Annotated in this window: 24 protein-coding genes and 1 other annotated feature; of the genes, 16 read left to right on the forward strand and 8 right to left on the reverse strand. The window is 55.0% G+C overall.

Annotated features, from left to right (window positions below; genetic code table 11):
• Position 1 precedes the first annotated feature (1 nt).
• Both trpD and ACG1VR_RS10650 read right to left on the reverse strand, forming a co-directional pair.
• Complete coding sequence (gene trpD / locus ACG1VR_RS10645; protein WP_016536703.1) at positions 2-1,597, reverse strand: bifunctional anthranilate synthase glutamate amidotransferase component TrpG/anthranilate phosphoribosyltransferase TrpD; 1,596 nt, start codon at positions 1,595-1,597, stop codon at positions 2-4.
• Positions 1,597-3,159: an anthranilate synthase component 1 gene (locus ACG1VR_RS10650; protein WP_216374717.1), complete on the reverse strand. Its 1,563-nt coding sequence runs from the start codon at positions 3,157-3,159 to the stop codon at positions 1,597-1,599. Before ACG1VR_RS10650 ends, trpD begins: the two co-directional genes overlap by 1 nt.
• Before the next feature lie 21 nt (positions 3,160-3,180).
• Positions 3,181-3,278 (reverse strand) — a sequence feature (Trp leader region).
• Positions 3,279-3,419: 141 nt separating this feature from the next.
• Between ACG1VR_RS10650 and ACG1VR_RS10655 the strand changes: the two genes are divergently transcribed.
• The 4 genes from ACG1VR_RS10655 (at position 3,420) to rluB (ending at position 6,847) form a co-directional block, all read left to right on the forward strand.
• On the forward strand, positions 3,420-4,316 hold the full coding sequence (locus ACG1VR_RS10655; protein WP_172570404.1) for a PHP domain-containing protein: 897 nt from the start codon (positions 3,420-3,422) through the stop codon (positions 4,314-4,316).
• Positions 4,313-4,933 (forward strand): L-threonylcarbamoyladenylate synthase, encoded by a 621-nt coding sequence (locus ACG1VR_RS10660; protein ID WP_016536700.1) that lies wholly within the window; start codon positions 4,313-4,315, stop codon positions 4,931-4,933. Before ACG1VR_RS10655 ends, ACG1VR_RS10660 begins: the two co-directional genes overlap by 4 nt.
• A gap of 10 nt (positions 4,934-4,943) precedes the next feature.
• Entirely contained in the window at positions 4,944-5,762 is an 819-nt protein-coding gene (locus tag ACG1VR_RS10665; RefSeq protein ID WP_172569824.1) for a MerR family transcriptional regulator, read from the forward strand.
• Between the two features lie 197 nt (positions 5,763-5,959).
• Positions 5,960-6,847, forward strand: a complete 888-nt coding sequence (gene rluB / locus ACG1VR_RS10670) for a 23S rRNA pseudouridine(2605) synthase RluB (protein WP_016536698.1) — start codon at positions 5,960-5,962, stop codon at positions 6,845-6,847.
• Between the two features lie 30 nt (positions 6,848-6,877).
• Here the strand turns inward: rluB and cobO are convergent, their stop codons facing one another.
• Positions 6,878-7,468, reverse strand: a complete 591-nt coding sequence (gene cobO / locus ACG1VR_RS10675; protein ID WP_279046333.1) for a cob(I)yrinic acid a,c-diamide adenosyltransferase — start codon at positions 7,466-7,468, stop codon at positions 6,878-6,880.
• A complete protein-coding gene (locus tag ACG1VR_RS10680) occupies positions 7,465-8,226 on the reverse strand; it encodes a YciK family oxidoreductase (RefSeq protein WP_395490903.1) in 762 nt (253 codons plus the stop codon). The genes cobO and ACG1VR_RS10680 overlap by 4 nt, the downstream gene beginning before the upstream one ends.
• Before the next feature lie 257 nt (positions 8,227-8,483).
• On the opposite strand from ACG1VR_RS10680, the gene sohB reads away from it, so the two are divergent.
• A complete protein-coding gene (sohB, locus tag ACG1VR_RS10685) occupies positions 8,484-9,533 on the forward strand; it encodes a protease SohB (RefSeq protein WP_039898285.1) in 1,050 nt (349 codons plus the stop codon).
• Between the two features lie 37 nt (positions 9,534-9,570).
• Here the strand turns inward: sohB and ACG1VR_RS10690 are convergent, their stop codons facing one another.
• On the reverse strand, positions 9,571-9,822 hold the full coding sequence (locus ACG1VR_RS10690) for a YciN family protein (protein ID WP_016536694.1): 252 nt from the start codon (positions 9,820-9,822) through the stop codon (positions 9,571-9,573).
• A gap of 398 nt (positions 9,823-10,220) precedes the next feature.
• Here ACG1VR_RS10690 and topA point away from each other — a divergent pair, with 398 nt between their 5' ends.
• The 6 genes from topA to acnA all read left to right on the forward strand — a co-directional run bounded on the left by topA (position 10,221) and on the right by acnA (position 17,748).
• Complete coding sequence (topA, locus tag ACG1VR_RS10695) at positions 10,221-12,818, forward strand: type I DNA topoisomerase (RefSeq protein ID WP_395490904.1); 2,598 nt, start codon at positions 10,221-10,223, stop codon at positions 12,816-12,818.
• A 203-nt stretch (positions 12,819-13,021) separates the two neighbouring features.
• Entirely contained in the window at positions 13,022-13,996 is a 975-nt protein-coding gene (gene cysB, locus ACG1VR_RS10700; protein ID WP_172569831.1) for an HTH-type transcriptional regulator CysB, read from the forward strand.
• A gap of 344 nt (positions 13,997-14,340) precedes the next feature.
• A complete protein-coding gene (locus tag ACG1VR_RS10705) occupies positions 14,341-14,469 on the forward strand; it encodes a YmiA family putative membrane protein (RefSeq protein WP_016536690.1) in 129 nt (42 codons plus the stop codon).
• Positions 14,470-14,471: 2 nt separating this feature from the next.
• Positions 14,472-14,642, forward strand: a complete 171-nt coding sequence (locus ACG1VR_RS10710; RefSeq protein ID WP_016536689.1) for a hypothetical protein — start codon at positions 14,472-14,474, stop codon at positions 14,640-14,642.
• Between the two features lie 157 nt (positions 14,643-14,799).
• Positions 14,800-14,898 (forward strand): small membrane protein YmiC, encoded by a 99-nt coding sequence (gene ymiC / locus ACG1VR_RS10715; protein WP_279046313.1) that lies wholly within the window; start codon positions 14,800-14,802, stop codon positions 14,896-14,898.
• A gap of 174 nt (positions 14,899-15,072) precedes the next feature.
• On the forward strand, positions 15,073-17,748 hold the full coding sequence (gene acnA, locus ACG1VR_RS10720) for an aconitate hydratase AcnA (protein ID WP_395490905.1): 2,676 nt from the start codon (positions 15,073-15,075) through the stop codon (positions 17,746-17,748).
• Between the two features lie 43 nt (positions 17,749-17,791).
• Here acnA and ribA read toward each other — a convergent pair whose 3' ends face one another.
• Positions 17,792-18,382 (reverse strand): GTP cyclohydrolase II, encoded by a 591-nt coding sequence (ribA, locus tag ACG1VR_RS10725; RefSeq protein WP_016536687.1) that lies wholly within the window; start codon positions 18,380-18,382, stop codon positions 17,792-17,794.
• A gap of 210 nt (positions 18,383-18,592) precedes the next feature.
• On the opposite strand from ribA, the gene pgpB reads away from it, so the two are divergent.
• The 5 genes from pgpB to yciH all read left to right on the forward strand — a co-directional run bounded on the left by pgpB (position 18,593) and on the right by yciH (position 22,246).
• Positions 18,593-19,351, forward strand: coding sequence for a phosphatidylglycerophosphatase B (gene pgpB / locus ACG1VR_RS10730; protein WP_395490906.1), 759 nt, complete (start codon positions 18,593-18,595; stop codon positions 19,349-19,351).
• Positions 19,352-19,497: 146 nt separating this feature from the next.
• A complete protein-coding gene (locus ACG1VR_RS10735) occupies positions 19,498-19,803 on the forward strand; it encodes a LapA family protein (RefSeq protein ID WP_016536685.1) in 306 nt (101 codons plus the stop codon).
• A 6-nt stretch (positions 19,804-19,809) separates the two neighbouring features.
• Complete coding sequence (gene lapB / locus ACG1VR_RS10740; protein ID WP_395490907.1) at positions 19,810-20,979, forward strand: lipopolysaccharide assembly protein LapB; 1,170 nt, start codon at positions 19,810-19,812, stop codon at positions 20,977-20,979.
• A 196-nt stretch (positions 20,980-21,175) separates the two neighbouring features.
• Positions 21,176-21,913, forward strand: a complete 738-nt coding sequence (pyrF, locus tag ACG1VR_RS10745) for an orotidine-5'-phosphate decarboxylase (RefSeq protein ID WP_016536683.1) — start codon at positions 21,176-21,178, stop codon at positions 21,911-21,913.
• Between the two features lie 6 nt (positions 21,914-21,919).
• Positions 21,920-22,246: a stress response translation initiation inhibitor YciH gene (yciH, locus tag ACG1VR_RS10750; protein WP_395490908.1), complete on the forward strand. Its 327-nt coding sequence runs from the start codon at positions 21,920-21,922 to the stop codon at positions 22,244-22,246.
• 129 nt (positions 22,247-22,375) lie between these two features.
• On the opposite strand, the gene osmB is transcribed toward yciH, so the two are convergent.
• Entirely contained in the window at positions 22,376-22,594 is a 219-nt protein-coding gene (osmB, locus tag ACG1VR_RS10755; protein ID WP_039899323.1) for an osmotically-inducible lipoprotein OsmB, read from the reverse strand.
• A 260-nt stretch (positions 22,595-22,854) separates the two neighbouring features.
• A complete protein-coding gene (locus tag ACG1VR_RS10760) occupies positions 22,855-23,613 on the reverse strand; it encodes a DNA-binding transcriptional regulator YciT (RefSeq protein WP_016536679.1) in 759 nt (252 codons plus the stop codon).

A 23,613-nucleotide genomic window follows, 5' to 3' on the forward strand; every position in this document is an offset into this window, starting at 1 on the left:
CTTATCCTCTCCCTGCCAGTGCGGTAACGCGGTCGTATGCTGCGCCGCTGCGTAATACATCCAGCACTTTCTGCGCGTTGGCTTTCAAATCTTCGTGGCCGTGCAGCCGCATCAGCATGGCGACGTTGGCGGCCACTGCGGATTCGTGCGCTGTCTCACCTTTACCTTGTAACAGGCGGGTCAGAATGTCACGGTTTTCTTCGGGCGTGCCGCCCGCCAGCGCTTCCTGGTGGTAAGCAGGCAGGCCAAAGTCTGCGGCGGTCAGCTGGTAGCTTTTGATTTCGCCGTCGTGCAGCTCGGCAACCTGCGTTGGGGCATGGAGCGAAACTTCATCCATCCCGCCGCTGTGAACGACAGCCGCACGTTTATAGCCGAGTACACGCAGGGTTTCAGCGATAGGCAGCACCAGCTCTGCGCTGTAAACGCCTATCAGCGCCAGAGGCGGATGAGCCGGGTTAATCAGCGGCCCCAGCACGTTAAACAGGGTGCGGGTTTTCAATTGCTGGCGAACCGGCATCGCGTGGCGAAAGCCCGTGTGGTACTTAGGCGCAAACAGGAAGCAAACTCCCAGCTCGTCCAGCGCTTTTCTGGACGCATCGGCTGGCATTTCCAGGTTGATGCCAAATGCGGCCAGTAAATCGGATGATCCGGAGCGGCTCGACACGCTGCGGTTGCCGTGCTTAGCGACCTTCATTCCCACCGCGGCGGCCACAAAGGCGCTGGCGGTGGAGATGTTAATGCTGTTGCTGCCGTCGCCGCCGGTGCCGACGATATCGGCAAATTCGTAGTCCGGGCTTGGGAACGGTGCCGCATGCTCAAGCAAGGCGGAAGCCGCGCCGGCAATTTCGTTCGGGTGCTCACCGCGTACTTTCATACTGACCAGCGCCGCTGCCAGCTGTTCCGGCTTCAGCTCGCCGCGCACAATGCCGGAAAACAGCTGGTGGCTCTCTTCGCGGCTCAGGGTCTGGGCCTGGTACAGCTTGTCGAGGATAGGTTGCAGCGTATTTGCCTGTTTCAGCTTCTGCAAAGCCCAGTCCAGCGTCTGCTCCAGCAGGCGAGCGCCCTGGCTGGTCAGAATAGATTCAGGGTGGAACTGGAAGCCAACAACGCGGTCCGTTTCGTGGCGCACGGCCATGACCATGCCGTCGAAATGGGCGTTAATGGTTAGCCCGGCCGGAATATTGCTCCCGACCAGAGAGTGGTAGCGCGCAACCGGCAGCGGGTTAGGCAGCCCGGCAAACATCGCTTCGCCATCGTGAGAAATAGAAGAAGCTTTACCGTGCAGAATTTCACCGGCCTGGCCAACGTAGCCGCCGTAAGCTTCAACAATCGCCTGGTGGCCGAGACAAATGCCGATAATCGGCAGTTTGCCGCGCATGCGGGTTAACAACTCCGGCATGCAGCCCGCCTCGCTTGGCGCGCCTGGGCCAGGGGAGAGCATCAGCACCGGGTTGTCCATCGTCGCCAGGCGTTCAATCAAGGTCTGGGCCGGAACGTGGTTGCGGTAAATAACTACGTTGTGGCCGTTAGCACGCAGCTGATCTGCCAGGTTGTAGGTAAAGGAGTCGATATTATCGAGCAGCAGAATGTCAGCCATCAGAAAATCTCCTGTGCGTGATGCGCGGTGGCAATGGCGCGCAAAACAGCGCGGGCTTTGTTGCGGGTTTCATCGGCTTCGGACTGCGGGTCTGAGTCCAGCACCACGCCAGCACCGGCCTGAACTGTTGCAATGCCGTCTTCTACATAGGCGGAGCGGATGACGATGCAGGTATCCAGGTCGCCGTGGGCGGTAAAGTAGCCGACCGCGCCGCCGTAGCTGCCGCGGCGGACGCCTTCGGCACCGGCAATCAGCTGCATAGCACGGACTTTTGGTGCGCCGCTCAGGGTGCCCATATTCATACAGGCGCGGTAGGCATGCAGCACGTCGAGGTCATGGCGCAACTCGCCGACAACGCGTGAAACCAGGTGCATAACAAAGGAGTAGCGGTCAACTTTGGTCAGATCCGCAACGTAGCGGCTGCCTGGAGTACAGATGCGGGCAAGGTCGTTACGCGCCAGGTCAACCAGCATCAGGTGCTCGGAAAGCTCTTTATGGTCGGTACGCATTTCCAGCTCGATACGGCTGTCCAGGTCGCGGTCAAGAGAACCGTCGGCGCGGCGGCCGCGAGGGCGAGTCCCTGCAATTGGGTAAATTTCAATCTGGCGGTTGGTGGCATCGTATTTCAACGAGCTTTCCGGCGAAGCGCCAAACAGGGTGAAGTCGTTATCCTGCATAAAGAACATATACGGGCTCGGGTTGCTCTTTTTCAGGGTCTGGTACGCAGCCAGCGGCGACGGACAAGGTAGTGAGAAGCGGCGGGACGGTACAACCTGGAAGATTTCACCGATTCGAATCGCTTTCTGCATCTGGCGAACCACCGCGCCGTACTCTTCGTCGCTCTGGTTAACGTCGCAGCTCATGTGCTCGACTTTCTGCACCGGCAGCGCGGTTGGCTGCTCGCTAATCTGCTGGCGCAGCTGTTCGGTACGCTTCAGCAGGCGCTGCTTTTCACTCTCCGACGGAGTGAACAGGCTGGCCTGAATGCGGGTCTGTTTTTTCTGGTGATCGATGGTCAATAAGGTTTCGGCCAGGTAAAAGCAGTAATCCGGGCAGCGGTTGTCTTGCTTCAGCTGCGGCAGATCTTCAAAACCGGCGACCAGGTCATAGGCAAACAGGCCGCCAAAGAACATCGCATTGCGCTCATCGGCAGGGACGCTAACCAGCTCCTGCATCAGGCGGAAGGCGTCAAATACCGAAAGCGAGCACAGGCGGGCATCTTCATCCAGCAGGGTGCTCACTGCCGGGAAGCGCAGCGTGCGGCCATCAGGGAAATGCTGGTTTTCAACGCCCGCAGGCAGGGCGGCGTCCAGCAGCGGCAGCAGTGAAGCGCCGTTGGCGGAGAGCGCCTGTAACGTGACGGTGTCACCCAGGGCGGTAATGCGCATCGCACTGTCGACCAGCAGCAGGCTTTTTAAATCGTTCTTGCTGTCGATGTCGGCGGACTCCAGCAGCAGAGTAGCCGGACGAGCGCCGCAAAGCTGATGGAACAGCGCGGTTGGGTTTTCACGGTAGGCGGCTTCGCTGCTCAGGAGTTCTAATGCTGGTTTTTGTGTTTGCATGTCAGTTCTCAAATTTTGTTCAAAAAAAAGCCCGCGTTATTAGCGGGCCTGGTATCTGCGCTGGTAACCAGCGTTCGCGTGAGGTCCGCCCGAAGTCAGGAAGTACGCCACCAGCTAAGCAGGGAATTCATCGCTTTCATTTCAGATACCTCGTCATGTGAACTTGCGTACTAGTAAACTGGTTCGGGCGTAAGTTGTCAATAGTGATTTTTTAAAATAGCCGAATATCGTTATCATGGGCCGCTAATTTCTATTTATCCATTCCCGGAGCTATTTTGAGCGAGCCCACCCTGGCCACGATCCACGATTTACACAGCCACACAACCGCCTCGGACGGCCTGCTGTCTCCTGAAGCCCTGGTTAAACGCGCGGTTGATATGCGCGTCAGCGTGCTGGCGATTACCGACCACGATACCGTGGCGGGGCTACCGGCCGCGCGGGCAGAGATCGAACGTCTTCAATTACCGCTACAGTTAATCAGCGGCGTTGAAATTTCTACCCTCTGGGAAAACCACGAGATCCATATCGTCGGCCTCGGCATTGACGAGCAACATCCCGAGCTCAGGCTATTCCTGGAGCAGCAAAGCGAGCGCCGCCATCAGCGTGCGGCGATGATTGCCGACAGGCTGGATAAAGCCCGTATCCCCGGCGCGCTGGAAGGGGCGATGCGTCACGCAGGCGGTGGAGCGATTACCCGCGGCCACTTCGCCCGTTTCCTGGTCGAGCAGGGCAAGGCCAGTAATATGGGCGACGTGTTTAAGAAGTACCTGGCAAAGGGGAAAACCGGATATGTTCCGCCCCAGTGGTGTACAATAGAACAAGCTATTGATGTGATTCACCATTCTGGCGGGCAGGCGGTACTGGCGCACCCGGGCCGTTACGGCCTGACCGCAAAATGGCTAAAACGACTGCTGGCGCACTTTGCTGAACATGGCGGCGATGCTATGGAAGTGGCGCAGTGCCAGCAGGCCCCCAATGAACGTACTCAGCTGGCGAGCTACGCGCAGCAGTTTAATCTGCTGGCGTCGCAGGGGTCGGATTTTCATCTGCCCTGCGCGTGGATAGAGCTGGGCCGCAAGCTGTGGCTCCCGGCCGGGGTTGAACCGGTCTGGCAGACCTGGGGGCAGGGCCAGAAAGATAAAGAGAGGGCAGTATGAGTCAGTTTTTCTATATTCACCCGGATAACCCGCAGCCGCGTCTGATTAATCAGGCGGTGGACATTATTCGTAAAGGCGGGGTGATTGTTTACCCTACGGATTCAGGCTATGCCTTGGGCTGTAAGCTTGAGGAGAAGGGCGCGATGGAGCGAATCTGCCGCATTCGCCAGCTGCCGGACGGGCATAACTTCACCCTGATGTGCCGCGATTTGTCCGAGCTGTCTACCTATGCGTTTGTCGATAATGTCGCGTTTCGCCTGATCAAGAACAATACGCCGGGTAATTACACCTTTATTTTGAAAGGGACCAAAGAGGTTCCGCGCCGCCTGCTTCAGGAAAAGCGTAAAACCATCGGCCTGCGCGTACCTTCGAACCCGATAGCGCTGGCGCTGCTCGAAACGCTGAATGAGCCGATGCTTTCGACCTCTTTAATGCTGCCGGGCAGCGAATTTACCGAGTCCGATCCCGAAGAGATCAAAGATCGTCTTGAGAAAGTGGTTGATCTGGTTATCCACGGCGGCTATCTGGGGCAGCAGCCCACCACGGTTATCGACCTGACGGAAGACGCGCCGGTAGTGATGCGTGAGGGCGTCGGAGACGTTAAACCTTTCCTGTAAGGAAATCGCAATGGCCCGATTTAACATTGATGTTCTTGCTTCTCAATGCGGCGTGACGCCCACAAATATTCGTAGCTGGCAGCGTCACGGCCTGATTAAACCGCAGATGGATGAGAACGGGCACCGTTTTTTTGATATGACTCACTGCACACGCGTTGCCGAGATTGTCGGCTGGCTGGAAAAAGGCGTGGCTCTGCCTGATATGCTGGCATTGCTGAACGGCGGCGAAACAGCTTTCCCCTCCGGCTGGCTGGAGGTTCAGGATGCGCTGCTGGAACAGTGCGAGGCGATGCAGCCCACGAAACTGCGGGCGCTGATATGGCGCTACGGGCGTGAAGTGCCGCCCGGCATCTTTATTGATGAAGTTATTCGCCCGCTAAGGCTGTGGCTCAACGCCGATGCACGTTTTGATATGGCGATGAACCGCGCGCTGCTGGATACGGCGCTAATTGAGTACGCCACTTTTGTACTGGCCAGCGGGCGTAAACGCCCCGGCGGCAGCATGTTTATCCTGGCGCTGTCCCTGAAAGACCCGGTAGAACTCTGGCTGGAAGGTATTCGTTTTGCCAGCGATGGTTTTCGCGTCGAGGTATTAGACCGCGAAATCCCAATGCCGGACCTGAGTCGTATCAACGCCGAGCATATTATGGTTTGGGCCGATGAGGCACTAAATCCGGAGCAACAGGCGCTGTATTTACGCTGGCTGAGCCAGGGGCGACCGGTTTTCCTCGGCGGAAGCGAGGCGGCCAACCCGCCCAAAAATTTGGAAAGCAATAGCGGGCATTCGCCCCCGGCCCTGGCTTCGTTATTAGATAGCCTCAGTAATTAGCCAGAGTTGCTTCCGGGGAGCGGGTTTTAACTCCATTTAAGCTAAAATTCGTGTAGTATGTGCGGCCACGAAACTGCCCGTTGCGTTTGTTAACGGCCGGGCAGCGGTCCAAATCCGTATTTATACTTCATCAGGCCCTTGCCTTTTGATTTCAAAGTATCTGAGACGCCTGTGAAGGCGACACCCGAGGAAGCTCAATGAGCGAAAAGTTACAAAAAGTGCTGGCTCGCGCCGGCCATGGTTCCCGTCGTGAGATTGAAACCATTATCTCTGCTGGTCGAGTGAGCGTTGATGGCAAAATCGCCACGCTCGGCGATCGTGTTGAAATTACCCAGTCGCTGAAAATTCGTATCGACGGTCATTTGATCTCGATTCGCGAATCTGCGGAGCAAATCTGCCGCGTGCTGGCCTACTACAAGCCGGAAGGCGAGCTGTGTACCCGCAGCGATCCTGAAGGGCGTCCAACCGTGTTTGACCGCCTGCCAAAACTGCGCGGTGCGCGCTGGATTGCCGTTGGGCGTCTGGACGTTAACACCTGCGGCCTGCTGCTGTTCACTACAGACGGCGAGCTGGCTAACCGCCTGATGCACCCGAGCCGTGAAGTAGAGCGTGAATACTCGGTTCGCGTGTTTGGCCAGGTCGATGAAGACAAGGTTAAGCAGCTGTCCCGCGGCGTGCAGTTGGAAGATGGCCCGGCGGCGTTCAAAACCATCAAGTTCACCGGTGGGGAAGGGATTAACCAGTGGTACAACGTGACCCTGACCGAAGGCCGTAACCGCGAGGTTCGCCGCCTGTGGGAAGCGGTTGGCGTTCAGGTTAGCCGCCTGATCCGCGTTCGCTACGGCGACATCAAGCTGCCTAAGGGCCTGCCGCGCGGCGGTTATACCGAGCTTGACCTGGCCCAGACTAACTATCTGCGTACCCTGGTAGAGCTGCCGGAAGAAACCAGCAGCAAAGTGGCGGTTGAAAAAGACCGTCGCCGTATGAAGGCGAACCAGATTCGCCGCGCCGTTAAGCGTCACACTCAGGTGACCGGCGGCAACCGTCGCTCCGGCGGCGGCCGCAATAGCGGTAACGGCAACTAAATCTAAGCCCCTCGCCTGAGGGGTTTTTTATTAGTAATCAATCCCAATCTGCGCCTTAACCCCGGCATCAAAAGCATGTTTTACCGGGCGTAACTCGCTCACGGTGTCGGCTATTTCCAGAATCTCCCGGTGGCAGCCGCGGCCGGTAATAATCACCGTCTGGCTCTCAGGGCGGTTTGCCAGCGCGTTGAGTACTTCTTCCAGCGGCAGATAATCGTAGGCCACCATGTAAGTCAGCTCATCGAGAATAACTAAGTCCAGCGCGGCGTCCGCCAGCATTCTTTTGCCGTGTTGCCAAACCTCAAGGCAGGCGGCGGTGTCGGTCTCCCGGTTTTGCGTGTCCCAGGTAAAACCCGTGGCCATCACCTGAAATTCAACGCCGTGCGGCTCCAGTAAATTGCGCTCGCCGTTCGGCCACTGGCCTTTGATAAATTGGATCACGCCGACTGTTTTACCGTGGCCAACGGCGCGTGTAGCGGTCCCGAATGCGGCGGTAGTTTTACCTTTGCCATTGCCGGTAAAGACAATCAAGATGCCTCGTTCGTCCTGAGCGCTGGCTACGCGGGCATCCACTTTCTCTTTTTGACGCTGCTGGCGCTGTTGGTAGCGGTCATCACTCATTCTGAGATCCCCGGTTTGCGGTTAGGCTGGGCGTCAAAGCTCATGCCGGTTTTGCGACGGCTGTCGTCGCCCATCAGCCACAGATACAGCGGCATCAGGTCTCGCGGAGTTTTAAGTTTTGCCGGATCTTCCGTCGGGAAGGCGCTGGCTCGCATCGCGGTACGCGTCCCGCCTGGGTTGATGCAGTTTACCCGCAGGTTGTGCTGCTTATATTCTTCCGCCAGGACTTGCATCATCCCTTCGGTGGCAAATTTTGAGACGGCATACGCGCCCCAGCCCGCACGACCCTGGCGACCCACGCTTGAGCTGGTAAATACCAGAGAGCCTGATTCTGATTTAAGTAATAAAGGAAGCAGCGCCTGGGTCAGGAAAAAGGTGGCGTTCACGTTCACCTGCATAACGTCCTGCCAGGTTTGCGGGTCCTGCTTGTCCATCGGCGTGACGTCACCCAGGATGCCCGCATTGTGCAAAACGCCGTCGAGGCGAGGCACAATACAGGAAAGTTTAGTTGCCAGAGCGTGGCACTCCTCCGGCGTGGTGGTTGCCAGGTCAAGAGTAAACCAGTGTGCCGGATGCAGACCGTGGGCATGAATTTCGTTGGCCACGGCGCGCAGTTTTTGCTCGTTACGGCCTAAAAGGATCACCGAGGCGCCAAAGCGCGCATAAGTGAGGGCGGCTTCACGGCCGATGCCGTCGCTGGCGCCGGTGACCAGAATAATGCGGTTTTGCAGTAAATTATCTTGCGGCTGGTAGTGCATGGTTTAGCTCCTCGCGTGATGCTCAGCGCTCACGTCTTATTTCTCATTAAGTTACCCGGCTTTATGCCTGAAAGGTGGATGCATTTCAATCAGCCAGCGGGAGACAATGCCGGAGATTAACATTTTGCAAAAATTTCATCCCTTTCATGCCATTCAGGAAGCGCTCTCGCAGCCTTTATAGTTACTTACAGACGGGAGCGTATCTGCTCGGGTACACTTGAAGGTATTAACAATGCTTGGTGATAAAGGCGGTAGATGTGGATCTGATTGCTAATTATGGACTTTTTCTGGCCGAAGCGGTGACGGTTGTGGTCGCGATTGCCGCAATTGCCCTCATTTTGGTGAATGTTGCGCAACGTAAAAAGCAGACGCGCGGCGAATTACGGCTGACGAACCTAAGCGAGCAGTATCAGGATATTCAGCAGGAAATGCAGGTGGCGATGCTAGACCCGCACCAGCAGAAGCTGTGGCACAAAGGGGAAAAGAAAAAGCTCAAGCTGGAGGCAAAGCAGGCCAAAGCTCGCGCTAAACGCGGTGAAACCGTCAGCTCCGGTAAGCCAACGCTGTATGTCCTGGATTTTAAAGGCAGTATGGACGCCCACGAGGTGAGTTCTCTGCGTGAAGAGGTGACGGCGGTACTTTCGGTTGTGAAGCCAAAGGACGAGGTTCTGCTGCGCCTGGAAAGCCCCGGTGGCGTGGTGCATGGCTACGGCCTTGCGGCCTCTCAGCTCCAGCGTCTGCGTGAGAAGCAGGTGCCGTTGACGGTGGCGGTGGACAAGGTCGCGGCAAGCGGCGGCTATATGATGGCCTGCGTTGCGCAGCGCATCGTGGCGGCGCCTTTCTCTATTATTGGCTCGATTGGCGTTGTCGCCCAGGTGCCGAACTTCCACCGTCTGTTAAAGCGTAACAATATTGACGTAGAACTGCATACCGCAGGTCAGTACAAACGCACCCTGACCTTGTTCGGCGAGAATACCGAGCAGGGCCGCGAGAAGTTCAGGGAAGACCTGAACGAGACGCACCTTCTCTTCAAACAGTTTGTTAGCGATATGCGCCCGGCGCTGGATATTAACGCGGTGGCGACAGGCGAACACTGGTACGGCACGCAGGCGAAGGAAAAGGGGCTGGTTGATGAAATTGCAACCAGCGACGACCTGCTGCTGGATATGATGAAGGAGTTCGACGCCATTAACGTGCGCTACCTGCAGCGCAAGAAAGTGATGGATCGCTTTACCGGCAGCGCGGCTAAGAGCCTGGATCGGCTGCTGCTCCGCTGGTGGCAGCGCGGTGAAAAGCCGCTGCTTTAAAGCAAAAAAGCGAGGCCTGAGAGCCTCGCTTTTTTATTTAGTCTTGCAGATGATATTTCTCTGAAAGCACATGGGCCAGGTGTTTAAACATGTTAAACACCGCCGTGCTCTTCGGCGTCGGCAGGCCCTGCTCGTCGAGGAAGTATTCTCCCTTAAAGACCAGCACGCCGTTTTTTTGCTCTACGCCGGTGGCTTCCATCCCGTGCAGGAAATCCTCATGTTCACGAATGATTTTATTCGCCTCAACGAGGAGGGATTCGCGGTTAATTGGCTGAGTTGTCTCTTGCATGATGTTCTCCTTAAAAAACTGGCGCTAGTTTACGTCCGCTCGGGCGTAAAGGGCAAATTTTCCCTGTAAACCTTATGGGGTTTGCAAAGTTAACCATGCTGGCGAGAAAGGCCATTGCATGCTAATAAAGTTGCGTAACATATTTTATCAGGTAGAGTGTGACGCTTTCGCAAATCTGGCAACAGAATTGCTTGACATTCGACCAAACTTCCGTCGTGCTATGCCACTTGCGCCAGAACTCGGGTTCTCAAAAACCACTGTGTCCGCCTCGGGTGATGCAGGTTATTGAAAAAAAGAGTTGATCTCCTTCGACGCTGCCTCAATATAAAAAGGCACGTCGCCAGTGGAAGGTAAACCCGCGACGTATTCCTGGAAGAATTAAATAGGTAAAGGTGAAAATGGGTAAAGCTCTCGTTATCGTTGAGTCCCCGGCAAAAGCCAAAACGATCAACAAATATCTCGGTAATGACTACGTGGTTAAGTCCAGCGTCGGTCACATCCGTGATTTGCCGACCAGTGGATCAACCACCAAGAAGAGCGCTGACTCTGCCGCCGCCAAAGGGACCAAAAAGGTCAAAAAGGATGAACGCGGAGCGCTCGTCAACCGTATGGGCGTTGATCCATGGCATAACTGGGATGCTCATTACGAAGTCCTGCCGGGCAAAGAGAAAGTGGTCAACGAGCTGAAAGCTCTGGCAGAAAAAGCAGACCACATCTATCTCGCAACCGACCTTGACCGCGAAGGGGAAGCCATTGCGTGGCACCTGCGGGAAGTTATCGGCGGCGACGACACGCGCTACAGCCGCGTGGTCTTTAACGAAATTACCAAGAATGCGATTCGCCAGGCGTTTGAAAAGCCGGGCGAACTGAATATTGACCGCGTTAACGCCCAGCAGGCGCGCCGCTTCATGGACCGCGTTGTGGGTTACATGGTTTCGCCTCTGCTGTGGAAGAAAATTGCGCGTGGCCTCTCCGCAGGGCGCGTTCAGTCCGTAGCGGTTCGCCTGGTGGTTGAGCGTGAGCGCGAGATTAAAGCGTTTGTGCCGGAAGAGTATTGGGAAATCGATGCGAATCTGGCGACGCCGAAGGGCGATGCTCTGCCGATGCAGGTCAGTCACCATCTTGATAAGCCGTTCCGTCCGGTTAACCGCGAGCAAACTATGGCGGCGGTCAGCCTGCTGGAGAAAGCTCGTTATACCGTGCTGGATCGCGAAGATAAACCGACCAGCAGCAAGCCTGGCGCGCCGTTTATCACTTCCACGTTGCAGCAGGCCGCAAGTACGCGCCTGGGCTTCGGCGTGAAGAAAACCATGATGATGGCGCAGCGCCTCTATGAAGCGGGCCACATCACCTACATGCGTACTGACTCAACCAATCTGAGCCAGGATGCGGTGAGCATGGTGCGCGGTTTTATCGAAGAGAGCTTCGGTAAAAAATATCTGCCGGCGGATGCAAACCAGTACGCCAGCAAAGACAACTCGCAGGAAGCTCACGAAGCGATCCGTCCTTCGGATGTGAATGTCCAGGCCGAAGCGCTGAAAGATATGGAAGCCGACGCCCAGAAGCTGTATCAGCTGATCTGGCGCCAGTTTGTTGCCTGCCAGATGACGCCGGCGAAATACGACTCCACCACGCTGACGGTCGAAGCGGGCGAGTATCGCCTGAAGGCTCGTGGCCGTACTCTTCGCTTTGACGGCTGGACGAAAGTGATGCCTGCGCTGCGTAAGGGCGATGAAGATCGCACCCTGCCGCCGGTGAACCCGGGTGAAACGCTTTCGCTGGTTGAGCTGCTGCCTGCTCAGCACTTTACCAAACCGCCTGCTCGCTTTAGCGAAGCTTCGCTGGTTAAAGAGCTGGAAAAACGCGGTATTGGCCGCCCGTCTACCTACGCTTCTATTATCTCCACCATTCAGGATCGTGGTTACGTGCGCACTGAAAACCGCCGTTTCTACGCCGAGAAGATGGGGGAGATTGTTACCGACCGTCTGGAAGAGAACTTCCGCGAGCTGATGAATTACGACTTCACCGCGCAAATGGAAGACAGCCTGGACCAGGTGGCAAACAATCAGGCCGAATGGAAAGCCGTGCTGGATAACTTCTTCAGCGACTTCAGCGGCCAGCTGGAAAAAGCCGAGCAGGATCCGGAAGAAGGCGGGATGCGCCCGAACCAAATGGTGCTGACCAGCATTGACTGTCCGACCTGTAGCCGCCAGATGGGGATCCGTACCGCCAGTACCGGCGTGTTCCTCGGCTGTTCGGGCTATGCGTTGCCGCCGAAAGAGCGCTGCAAAACCACCATCAACCTGGTGCCTGAGAACGAAGTTCTCAACGTGCTGGAAGGTGACGACGCGGAAACTAACGCCCTGCGCGCCAAACGTCGCTGCCAGAAATGCGGCACGGCGATGGACAGCTACCTTATCGATCCTAAGCGCAAGCTGCACGTCTGCGGTAATAACCCGACCTGCGATGGCTACGAGATTGAAGAAGGTGAGTTCCGCATTAAGGGTTACGACGGCCCAGTCGTTGAGTGTGAGAAATGTGGTTCTGAAATGCACCTGAAAATGGGGCGCTTCGGGAAATACATGGCCTGTACCAACGAAGAGTGTAAAAACACCCGTAAGATCCTGCGTAACGGCGAAGTTGCTCCGCCGAAAGAAGATCCGGTTCCGCTGCCTGAACTGCCGTGCGAGAAGTCTGATGCTTACTTCGTACTGCGTGACGGGGCTGCCGGCGTCTTCCTGGCTGCGAATACTTTCCCGAAATCGCGTGAGACGCGTGCGCCGCTGGTGGAAGAGCTTTACCGCTTCCGCGATCGCCTGCCGGAGAAACTGCGCTACCTGGCCGATGCCCCTCAGGAAGATCCTGAAGGCAATAAAGCCGTAGTGCGCTTTAGCCGTAAGACCAAGCAGCAGTACGTGGCTTCCGAAAAAGAGGGCAAAGCTACCGGCTGGTCCGCCTTCTTCGTGGAAGGCAAGTGGGTTGTTGGCAAGAAATAATCCCGCCTGAAGTGATGAAAACCGGAGCCTGGCTCCGGTTTTTTTATTGCGCCATATATAACTTGTTTATTATCTTTTTATCACATCTATACAAAGTAGCTATAACTGATATAGTGCGTAAAGCAATGTCAATTTTCGCTTTCACTGCGTCTCAATCCCCGCCATTTCCGTGCCGGGGCCTTTTTGACCCTGGACGGTAATTCATGAAATTACAGCAACTTCGTTATATCGTTGAAGTGGTAAACCACAATCTTAATGTCTCCTCCACCGCAGAGGGGCTTTATACCTCCCAGCCCGGCATCAGCAAGCAGGTGCGTATGCTGGAAGACGAACTTGGGATCCAGATTTTTGCCCGCAGCGGCAAGCATCTCACTCAGGTCACTCCGGCGGGGCAGGAAATCATCCGCATCGCGCGCGAAGTGCTTTCTAAGGTGGACGCGATTAAGTCCGTCGCCGGGGAACATACCTGGCCGGATAAAGGCTCTTTGTATGTGGCAACTACGCACACCCAGGCACGCTACGCGCTGCCGGGCGTTATCAAGGGCTTCATTGAGCGCTACCCACGGGTTTCTCTCCATATGCATCAGGGCTCGCCTACGCAGATTGCTGAGGCCGTTTCTAAAGGCAATGCGGACTTTGCCATTGCCACCGAAGCGCTGCATCTTTACGACGATCTGGTGATGCTGCCATGCTACCACTGGAACCGCTCTATCGTGGTAACGCCGGATCATCCTCTGGCGTCCAAAGAGTCGGTAACGATTGAAGAGCTGGCCCAGTACCCGCTGGTTACCTATACCTTTGGCTTTACCGGCCGCTCAGAGCTGGACACGGCGTTTAACCGCGCCGGGCTCACGCCGCGCATTGTATTCACCGCAACCGATGCCGACGTAATTAAAACCTACGTTCGCCTGGGGCTGGGAGTAGGGGTTATTGCCAGCATGGCCGTTGACCCTGTTTCAGACCCGGATTTGGTCCGCATTGAAGCGCAGGGCGTCTTTAGCCACAGCACCACAAAAATTGGCTTCCGCCGCAGCACCTTCCTGCGTAGTTATATGTATGATTTCATTCAGCGTTTTGCGCCGCATTTAACGCGTGACGTGGTAGATACCGCCGTGGCATTACGCTCCAATGAAGATATTGAAGCGATGTTTAAAGATATTAAATTACCTGCTAAATAATTCCCCCGGGTATCTTCGGCTAAACCGGAGATACCCTTCTAAATATTAAACAAGAATTAAACGCATTCTTCTTGCCGGTTCCCTTTCATTTAATAAGCCACATCCTGCCAATGGTTATTGTGTCGCAATAAAGAGACACAGCTAGTAAATAATTAGTAGTTGCGCAAATTTGGCACTTCAATTATTTATTTCAGGTCAAAAGATTAAATCTTTTCTCCTTCTGAGGGCGCAATTTCGCTGGCTTTTGCGCTAGAGTTTCTTTAGGATTAATCCCAACTGGCGATTAGTTATACCGATTGTTAAGAATTATTACGATAAGTGGTGTCGATTGTATGAGGCTAGCAATGTCATCAGGAAGTGAACAACCGCAAAGGGATCCGGCCCTGAAACGTAAAGCCTGGATTGCGGTCTTTTTGGTTTCAGCCCTGTTCTGGCTGGTTGTGGCATTAGTTGCCTGGAAATTTTGGGGGTAGCTATGTCCGCCAGAGCCAGACTCTCTGCACCAAAAACGGTAACCCGCAGCGACAGCAAGCCGCGCAAGGTTGACAGGAAAAGCGCAAACGCCACGCCCGATGGCTGGGAGCTGACTAAACAGCAGCAGGCGTTTATAGATTTGTTTTCCGAAGACGACAGTAAAAAACAATAAGATTAATTTAACATTGCTTATTTTATCCGCGACCCAAAGACACAATTTATTTACCGCGGCTAAACGAACTATTTACTGATAATTACACACAGCAATAATCCATCGAGACTGATTAATTAATCAGTCATATTGCATAGCGCAACATTGAGTAATGTTTATGAATAGCCGTTGTGGCACTAAATACTGGGCATGGCTGGGAGCGTTTTTGCTCTCTTCTTTGTTCTGGTTAGAGTTATTCCGCATTTTTACTAATTAATCTCTCAGCGCCCCGGCTAACACCCGGGGCGTTTTGTTTTCTCACCTCCGCTTGCATAACGTCCATTTATCAATTCGGGTTGTTATCAAATCGTTACGACAGGTTTGTGTTATCTTTAATAGTGACCCTGACGATAATCAGGGCACTCGCTATCCCTGTCATAAAGGAGGAGCTATGTCGTTAACCCTACGCGAAGCCAGCAAGGACACCCTACAGGCGCTAAATAAAACCTGGCACTACTACAGCCTGCCGCTAGCCGCGAAACAGCTTGGGGATATCAGCCGTTTACCTAAGTCGCTAAAAGTTCTGCTGGAAAACCTGCTGCGCTGGCAGGATGAAGACTCCGTTACCCGGGAAGATATCCACGCCCTTGCCGGATGGCTGAAAAACGCCCACGCCGACCGTGAAATTGCCTATCGACCCGCCCGCGTGCTGATGCAGGACTTTACCGGCGTACCTGCCGTTGTTGACCTCGCGGCAATGCGTGAAGCCGTGAAACGCCTCGGCGGTGACGTGGCTAAAGTGAATCCGCTCTCGCCGGTTGACCTGGTGATTGACCACTCGGTTACCGTTGACCATTTCGGCGACAAAGATGCATTCGAAGAAAACGTGCGTCTTGAAATGGAACGTAACCACGAGCGCTACGTCTTTTTACGCTGGGGCCAGCAGGCGTTCAGCCGCTTCAGCGTTGTACCGCCAGGAACCGGCATTTGCCACCAGGTAAACCTCGAATATCTCGGTAAAGCCGTATGGAGCGAACAGCATGAAGGAGAATGGGTTGCGTACCCGGACACCCTCGTCGGCACCGACTCCCACACTACGATGATTAACGGCCTCGGCGTTTTAGGCTGGGGCGTAGGCGGCATAGAGGCTGAAGCGGCGATGCTCGGCCAGCCGGTATCGATGCTTATTCCCGACGTCGTTGGCTTTAAGCTCGACGGCAAACTGCGGGAAGGGATAACCGCCACCGACCTGGTGTTGACCGTAACCCAGATGCTGCGCAAGCATGGCGTGGTGGGTAAATTTGTTGAATTTTATGGCGATGGGCTGGATTCGCTCCCGCTCGCGGACCGCGCGACTATTGCCAATATGTCCCCTGAATATGGCGCTACCTGTGGTTTCTTCCCGATTGACGGCGTGACGCTCGACTATATGCGCCTTAGCGGCCGCAGCGAAGAACAGGTTGCGCTGGTTGAAGCTTATGCCAAAGCGCAGGGCATGTGGCGTAACGCGGGTGATGAGCCTGTATTTACCAGCACCCTGGCGCTGAATATGGACGATGTTGAGGCCAGCCTTGCCGGGCCAAAACGCCCGCAGGATCGCGTGCCGCTTGGCGGCGTGCCGAAAGCATTTGCCGCCAGCAACGAGCTGGAGGTTAACGCCTCGCATAAAGATCGTGCTCCGGTGAATTACACGCTTAACGGCAAAGAGTATCAACTGCCCGATGGTGCGGTAGTCATTGCCGCAATCACCTCCTGTACCAACACCTCCAACCCAAGCGTGCTGATGGCCGCGGGGCTTTTGGCCAAAAAGGCGGTAACGCTTGGGCTTAAACCTCAGCCGTGGGTCAAGGCTTCGCTGGCTCCCGGCTCGAAGGTCGTATCTGACTACCTGGCAAAAGCGAAACTGACGCCTTATCTCGATGAACTGGGCTTTAACCTTGTCGGCTACGGGTGTACCACCTGTATCGGCAACTCTGGCCCGCTGCCCGATCCTATCGAGCTGGCGATTAAAAAGGGCGATCTTACCGTTGGCGCGGTGCTTTCCGGTAACCGCAACTTTGAGGGCCGCATCCATCCGCTGGTGAAAACCAACTGGCTGGCTTCACCGCCGCTGGTGGTGGCTTATGCCCTGGCGGGCAATATGAACATCGACCTGACCAAAGAGCCGCTTGGGCATGACCGCAAAGGTGACCCGGTATATCTGAAAGATATCTGGCCGAGCAGCCAGGAGATAGCCACTGCGGTAGCTCAGGTCACGACGGATATGTTCCGCAAAGAGTATGCGGAAGTGTTTGAAGGTACTGAGGAGTGGCGGAGTATTGAAGTTGAACGCTCGGCGACCTACGGCTGGCAGGATGACTCAACCTACATTCGACTATCGCCGTTCTTTGACGATATGGGCGTGGAGCCTAAGCCGGTGGAGGATATTCACGGCGCCAAAGTGCTGGCGATGCTTGGCGATTCTGTCACCACCGACCACATCTCTCCTGCGGGCAGTATAAAACCGGACAGCCCGGCAGGGCGCTACCTGCAAGGGCACGGCGTTGAGCGCAAAGACTTCAACTCTTACGGTTCACGGCGAGGTAATCACGAAGTAATGATGCGTGGGACCTTCGCTAATATCCGCATTCGTAACGAAATGGTGCCGGGCGTGGAGGGCGGGATGACGCGCCTGCTGCCGGGGGAAGAAGTCCTCTCGATTTATGACGCAGCCATGCGCTATAAAGAGCAGGGCACGCCGCTGGCGGTGATCGCCGGGAAAGAGTACGGCTCCGGTTCAAGTCGCGACTGGGCGGCAAAAGGCCCAAGGCTGCTGGGCATCCGGGTCGTTATTGCCGAATCCTTCGAGCGTATTCACCGCTCCAACCTTATCGGGATGGGGATATTACCGCTGGAATTCCCGCAGGGCGTAACGCGTAAAACGCTTGGCCTGACCGGCGAAGAGAAAATAGACATTAGTAATCTTAATCAATTAAAGCCTGGCGCCACGGTGCCGGTAACGTTGACCTTTGCCGACGGACGCCAGCAGGTAATTGACTGCCGCTGCCGTATCGATACCGGAAATGAATTAACCTATTTCCGCAACGACGGCATCCTGCACTATGTCATCAGAAATATGCTGAAGTAAGAAAGAAACTCCCCCCGAAAGGGGGGAGCCGTAAAGCAAGTTATTACTCGGACAGCAGGTGGCCCATTTTCGCGGCTTTGGTATCCAGATAATGCGCATTTTTCGGATTGCGGCCAACGATAAGCGGCACGCGCTCAACGATGTTTATTCCTGCTTCAGTCAGAATTTCGACTTTTTTCGGGTTGTTGGTCAGCAGGCGCACGGCGTCTACTCCCAGCAGCTTGAACATATCGGCGCACAGCGTAAAGTCACGCTCGTCGGCGGCAAAGCCGAGCTGGTGGTTAGCTTCCACCGTGTCGTAGCCTTTATCCTGTAACGCGTAGGCGCGAATTTTATTCAACAGACCAATGTTACGGCCTTCCTGGCGATGATAAAGCAGAATGCCTCGACCCTGTTCAGCAATGTGGGTCAGAGCGGCTTCAAGTTGAAAGCCACAATCACAGCGCAGGCTGAACAGCGCATCGCCGGTCAGACATTCGGAGTGAACGCGAGCCAGCACCGGCTCTTCTCCGCTAACATCACCAAAAACCAGGGCTACGTGGTCGTGCCCGGTCGCTATTTCTTCAAAACCCACCATCAGGAAATCGCCCCATGGGGTTGGCAGTTTGGCTTCTGCCACACGTTTAAGCTGCATGTGATTCTCCAGGTACTTATATCGACACCGCCTGCGGCGTCTGCCAGAGGTCTGGCTTGTACGTTAATGCCGGATATTTTGCCATAACGCACGCCACTTCGCTCCATTGGCAGGTTAAAAAGCCATTTTTGCCAATTACCTTGCTGCGTTTTCGCCATCTCCGGCATTTATCAGTTATTCTTGAACGGCTTTCATTATCACGAGGTTTTCATGCAGGCAATAGTAAAACGTATTACCGCAGGTGCAATTCTTCTGTTAATCATGCCGTTACTCGTCTGGCTGAGCGGCTGGCAGTGGGCGCCGGGTGGCAATGAGAGTGTATTAAAATTGCTTTATTGGGTGACAGAAACCGTGACCCAGCCCTGGGGCGCAATTACCCATATTGCCCTCTGTGGGTGGTTTCTGTGGTGCCTGCGTTTTCGCCTCAAGCCCGCCCTGATGTTATTTGCTATTCTTGCAGCTGCTATCCTTATAGGTCAGGGCATTAAGTCCGTTATCAAGAATAAAGTGCAGGAACCCCGGCCGTTCGTTGTTTGGCTCGAAAAAACTCACCATATCCCGACCGACGAGTTCTACAATTTAAAGCGTACCCAGCGTGCAGACCTGGTCAAAGAACAGCTTCATAATGAGCAGGCTATCCCCGGCTGGCTGCGCAACCACTGGCAGTTTGAAACGGGGTTTGCTTTCCCTTCCGGGCATACGATGTTTGCCGCCAGCTGGGCGCTGCTGGGCGTCGGCCTGTTGTGGCCGCGCAGGCGGACGATTACGCTGGTGGTTTTATTAGTCTGGGCGACGGCGGTTATGGGCAGCCGCCTGCTGTTGGGGATGCACTGGCCGCGTGATTTAGCCGTGGCGACGGTTATCTCCGCGCTGCTGGTAATTTTAGCTACCTGGCTTGCTCAACGCTGGTGCGGGCCGCTTACGCCGCCGGCTCAGGAAGAGCAGGAAATAGCCGAACGCGGCGAATAAGCTTGATAATAGTGTTTTAACCCCCATTTCTTACGAATTGGAGGTGGTTAATGGATTCCACGGTTTGGCCTGAAATGGTAGTTTATACATCCGGGATTCATTTTTGGCATAGCTGAGTCACCTGTGACCACATAACGGGACGTAATGTGAAATATTTATTCATCTTCTTGCTGGTACTCGCCATCTTCGTGGTTTCGGTCACTCTGGGCGCACAAAACGATCAGGTTGTTCACTTTAACTATCTGCTGGCGCAGGGCGAATACCGGGTTTCAACCCTGCTGGCAACGCTGTTTGCCGCTGGTTTTATCCTTGGCTGGTTGATTTGCGGCCTGTTCTGGCTGCGCGTACGCGTCTCACTGGCTCGCGCCGAGCGCAAAATTAAACGTCTTGAGCAGCAGGTTACTCCCGCCGCTGATGTTCCGGCGCCCGTCGCGCCGACCGTGAAGGAATAACCCTCTATGTTGGAACTGCTGTTTCTGCTGTTACCCGTTGCGGCCGCCTATGGCTGGTATATGGGGCGCAGAAGTGCGCAACAAGATAAGCAGCAGGAAGCCAGCCGTCTTTCCCGTGATTACGTGGCAGGGGTCAACTTCCTGCTGTCAAACCAGCAGGACAAGGCGGTCGATCTGTTCCTCGATATGCTCAAAGAGGACACCGGCACCGTTGAAGCCCACCTTACGCTGGGTAATCTGTTTCGCCAGCGCGGTGAGGTTGACCGCGCCATCCGTATTCACCAGTCGTTAATGGAAAGCGCGTCGCTTAACTACGACCAGCGCATGCTGGCGGTTCAGCAACTGGGTAAAGACTACATGGCTGCCGGGCTGTACGACCGTGCAGAGGATATGTTTGCCCAGTTGATCGACGAGACCGACTTCCGGGTCAGCTCGCTGCAACAGCTGTTGCAAATCCACCAGGCTACCAGCGACTGGCAAAAAGCCATCGACGTGGCAGAAAGGCTGGTGAAGCTCGGCAAAGACAAGCAGCGAGTTGAAATCGCGCATTTCTACTGCGAACTTGCGCTGCAAAATATCGGCAGTGACGACTCGGATAAAGCCATGTCGCTGCTGAAAAAAGGCGCGGCGGCGGATCGCAACTGCGCCAGAGTCTCCATCATGATGGGCCGCATCTTTATGGAGAAGGGCGAGTATGCCAAAGCGGTAGAATCACTCAAACGCGTTATTGAGCAGGACAGCGAGCTGGTAAGCGAGACGCTGGAAATGCTACAGGTTTGCTACCAGCAGCTCGGGAAGCCCGAAGAGTGGGAAGCGTTCCTTAGGCGCTGCGTGGAAGAAAATACCGGCGCGGTAGCCGAGTTGATGCTGGCCAGCATTCTGGAGCAGAAAGAGGGGGCAGAAACCGCCCAGCTCTACATCAACCGGCAGTTGCAGCGCCATCCGACCATGCGGGTCTTCCATCGCCTGATGGACTACCACCTGCATGAGGCGGAAGAAGGGCGCGCCAAAGAGAGCCTGATGGTGCTGCGTGATATGGTGGGCGAGCAGATTCGCACCAAGCCGCGCTACCGCTGCCAGAAATGTGGCTTTACCGCCTACACCATGTACTGGCACTGCCCGTCCTGCCGCGCGTGGTCAACGGTGAAACCAATCCGCGGGCTTGACGGCCAATAGCCCGCGGCTATTTATAAAAAAACCGCACTTTAGTTACAACATACTAATGGTGTCAGTCATCACCAAACCTCAGCATCCGCGCAGTTATCGCTTAGCAGGAGGCAATGGCGGCTGTAAATTTTCCGGCCTGGCGAGTAGAATGCTGCCGTTTAACTTTTTGCGCCGCGCCGGTGCCCAACAGTCAGAAGGTTTTGCCATGAACTCAACTGCGTCATCCTCCTCCCGTGTTGCCACTGATTCACCGATTGTCGTCGCACTCGACTATGATAACCGCGATAGCGCGTTGGCCTTTGTCGACCGTATCGATCCTCGCGATTGCCGCCTCAAGGTAGGCAAAGAGATGTTCACGCTGTTTGGGCCGCAGCTGGTGGGGGATTTGCAGCAGCGCGGCTTTGACGTATTCCTGGATTTGAAATTCCACGATATTCCGAACACCACTGCCCGGGCGGTTGCTGCTGCTGCGGAACTTGGCGTCTGGATGGTCAACGTCCACGCGACAGGGGGGGCAAGAATGATGCGTGCCGCCCGCGAAGCGCTGGTGCCGTTTGGCAAAGATGCGCCGTTGCTGATCGCGGTAACCGTGCTCACCAGCATGGAGGCCAGCGATTTGGCTGATTTGGGTATTGCGTCCAGCCCGGCAGACTATGCCGAACGCCTGGCTGGCTTGACGAAAGAGTGTGGCCTGGACGGCGTTGTTTGCTCCGCGCAGGAGGCCGTGCGATTTAAAAGCGCCTTTGGCCGCGAGTTTAAGCTGATAACTCCCGGCATTCGCCCGGTAGGCAGCGACGCGGGCGATCAACGCCGCATTATGACTCCGCAACAGGCTCAGCAGGCAGGCGTAGACTTTATGGTAATCGGGCGTCCGATCACCCAATCTGCCGACCCGGCACAAACCCTGCGTGATATCCGCGCATCGCTGGCACAGGAGGCTTGAGGCTTAATGAAAGATGAGAACAGCCGTCTGGTTTATTCCACCGAAACCGGGCGTATTGATGAGCCAAAAGCGTTAGCCGAGCGCCCAAAGGGTGACGGCATTGTGCGGATCCAGAAGCAAACCAGCGGACGCAAAGGAAAGGGCGTGTGCCTTATCAGCGGGATTGATGAAGACGACGCTACCCTGGCAAAAATCGCGGCAGAACTGAAAAAGAAATGCGGCTGCGGTGGGGCGGTTAAAGACGGAATAATCGAAATTCAGGGCGATAAACGCGACCTGATAAAGTCACTGCTTGAAGCGAAAGGGATGAAGGTCAAACTCGCGGGCGGTTAATATTTAGCATTATCTATTAATGGGCCACGGAAATACCGTGGCCTCTTATTTTTGACTGCTGTTTGTCAGACCTGAAAATCATGCACAATTAATTCGTCAAAGCGTGTTAGCTTTTGCTGGCGTCATGCCTTATTTACCCACCTGGTGACCGATAATACCGCCTACTGCCGCACCGCCGAGTGTACCCAGAGTGCTGCCGTCGGTCAGTACCGCGCCGCCAAGCGCACCGGCACCTGCGCCGATTGCTGTGTTGCGATCGCGTTTGGACCAGTTAGAACAACCGCTCAGGGAAACTGCGAGAGTAATAGCCAGCATTGCAGCGGCCACTTTTTTGTTATTTAAGGTCATCATACTTTCTCCAGAATAATTGATTCACGGAAGCCAGTCTCAGATAAGTATAGTGCTTATTGAGCACTTTTCCGGGCCGGTTCGTGAAACGATGTTGCGATATAAGCTCAAAAAACAGCAGGTGCGTTTATTACTCCCTGTTATATCGCTAAATTCTATTCTAAATTTCCCGCGGAATTAACACAGGTAAAAACTCTTAATTAACGTGTGGGATAATTCTGAGAGCAATGATGCCCGTGCGGCGCACGGGCCGGAGAGCGTCAGGCAGGAAGGTACGGATCTACAATATCTACCTGCAAATCAGCGGCTTTGAGCTGCTGTAAGGTTTCTGCATCCAGCGCTGCATCGGTTATCACGCGGCTAAAGCGCGATATCGGCCCCAGCGTATAAGGATGGAGATTGCCAAACTTGCTGCTGTCGGTGAGCACGATAGCCTCACTGCCTTTTTCCAGCACCGAATTGACCACGTCGGTGCGCAGCATATCGCGCCCGGTAAAGCCGGTTTCCGGCATAAATCCGTCTATACCGATAAATGCCCGGGTAAAATGCAGCTGTTTGATAAACTGCCGGGTCAGCGGGCCAACCATGCTTTCACTTTTCTTCTGGTAGATCCCACCCACCAGAATAACCTCGCAGGAGGTATCCTTCAGCAAGTGCGCAATGTAGCTGCTGACGGTAATTATCGTGACATTTTTTTGCTCCGCCAGCGTGCGGGCAAGCAGGGCATTGCTACTGCCGTTCTCGATAAATACCGTCTCGCCATCGTTAACCAGAGAAGCGGCGTAATTCGCCAGTTGCAGTTTGAGCGTGTAGTTATTCATCATTCGGGTTTCAACGTCGTCGCTATCAAGCGGGACCGCGTAACCGTGGATGCGTCTCAGGTAGTTATTTTTCTCGAGCAGATTTAAATCCTGGCGGATCGTGACTTCTGAAACGCCAGTCGTTTTCGCCAGAGAAGCCACGCTTACCCGGCCTTGATCGATAACCATCTGCAGAATAATTTGTTGTCTTGAGTTCAT

It is taken from the genome of Cedecea davisae (assembly GCF_044095835.1).
GTDB lineage: Bacteria > Pseudomonadota > Gammaproteobacteria > Enterobacterales > Enterobacteriaceae > Cedecea > Cedecea davisae.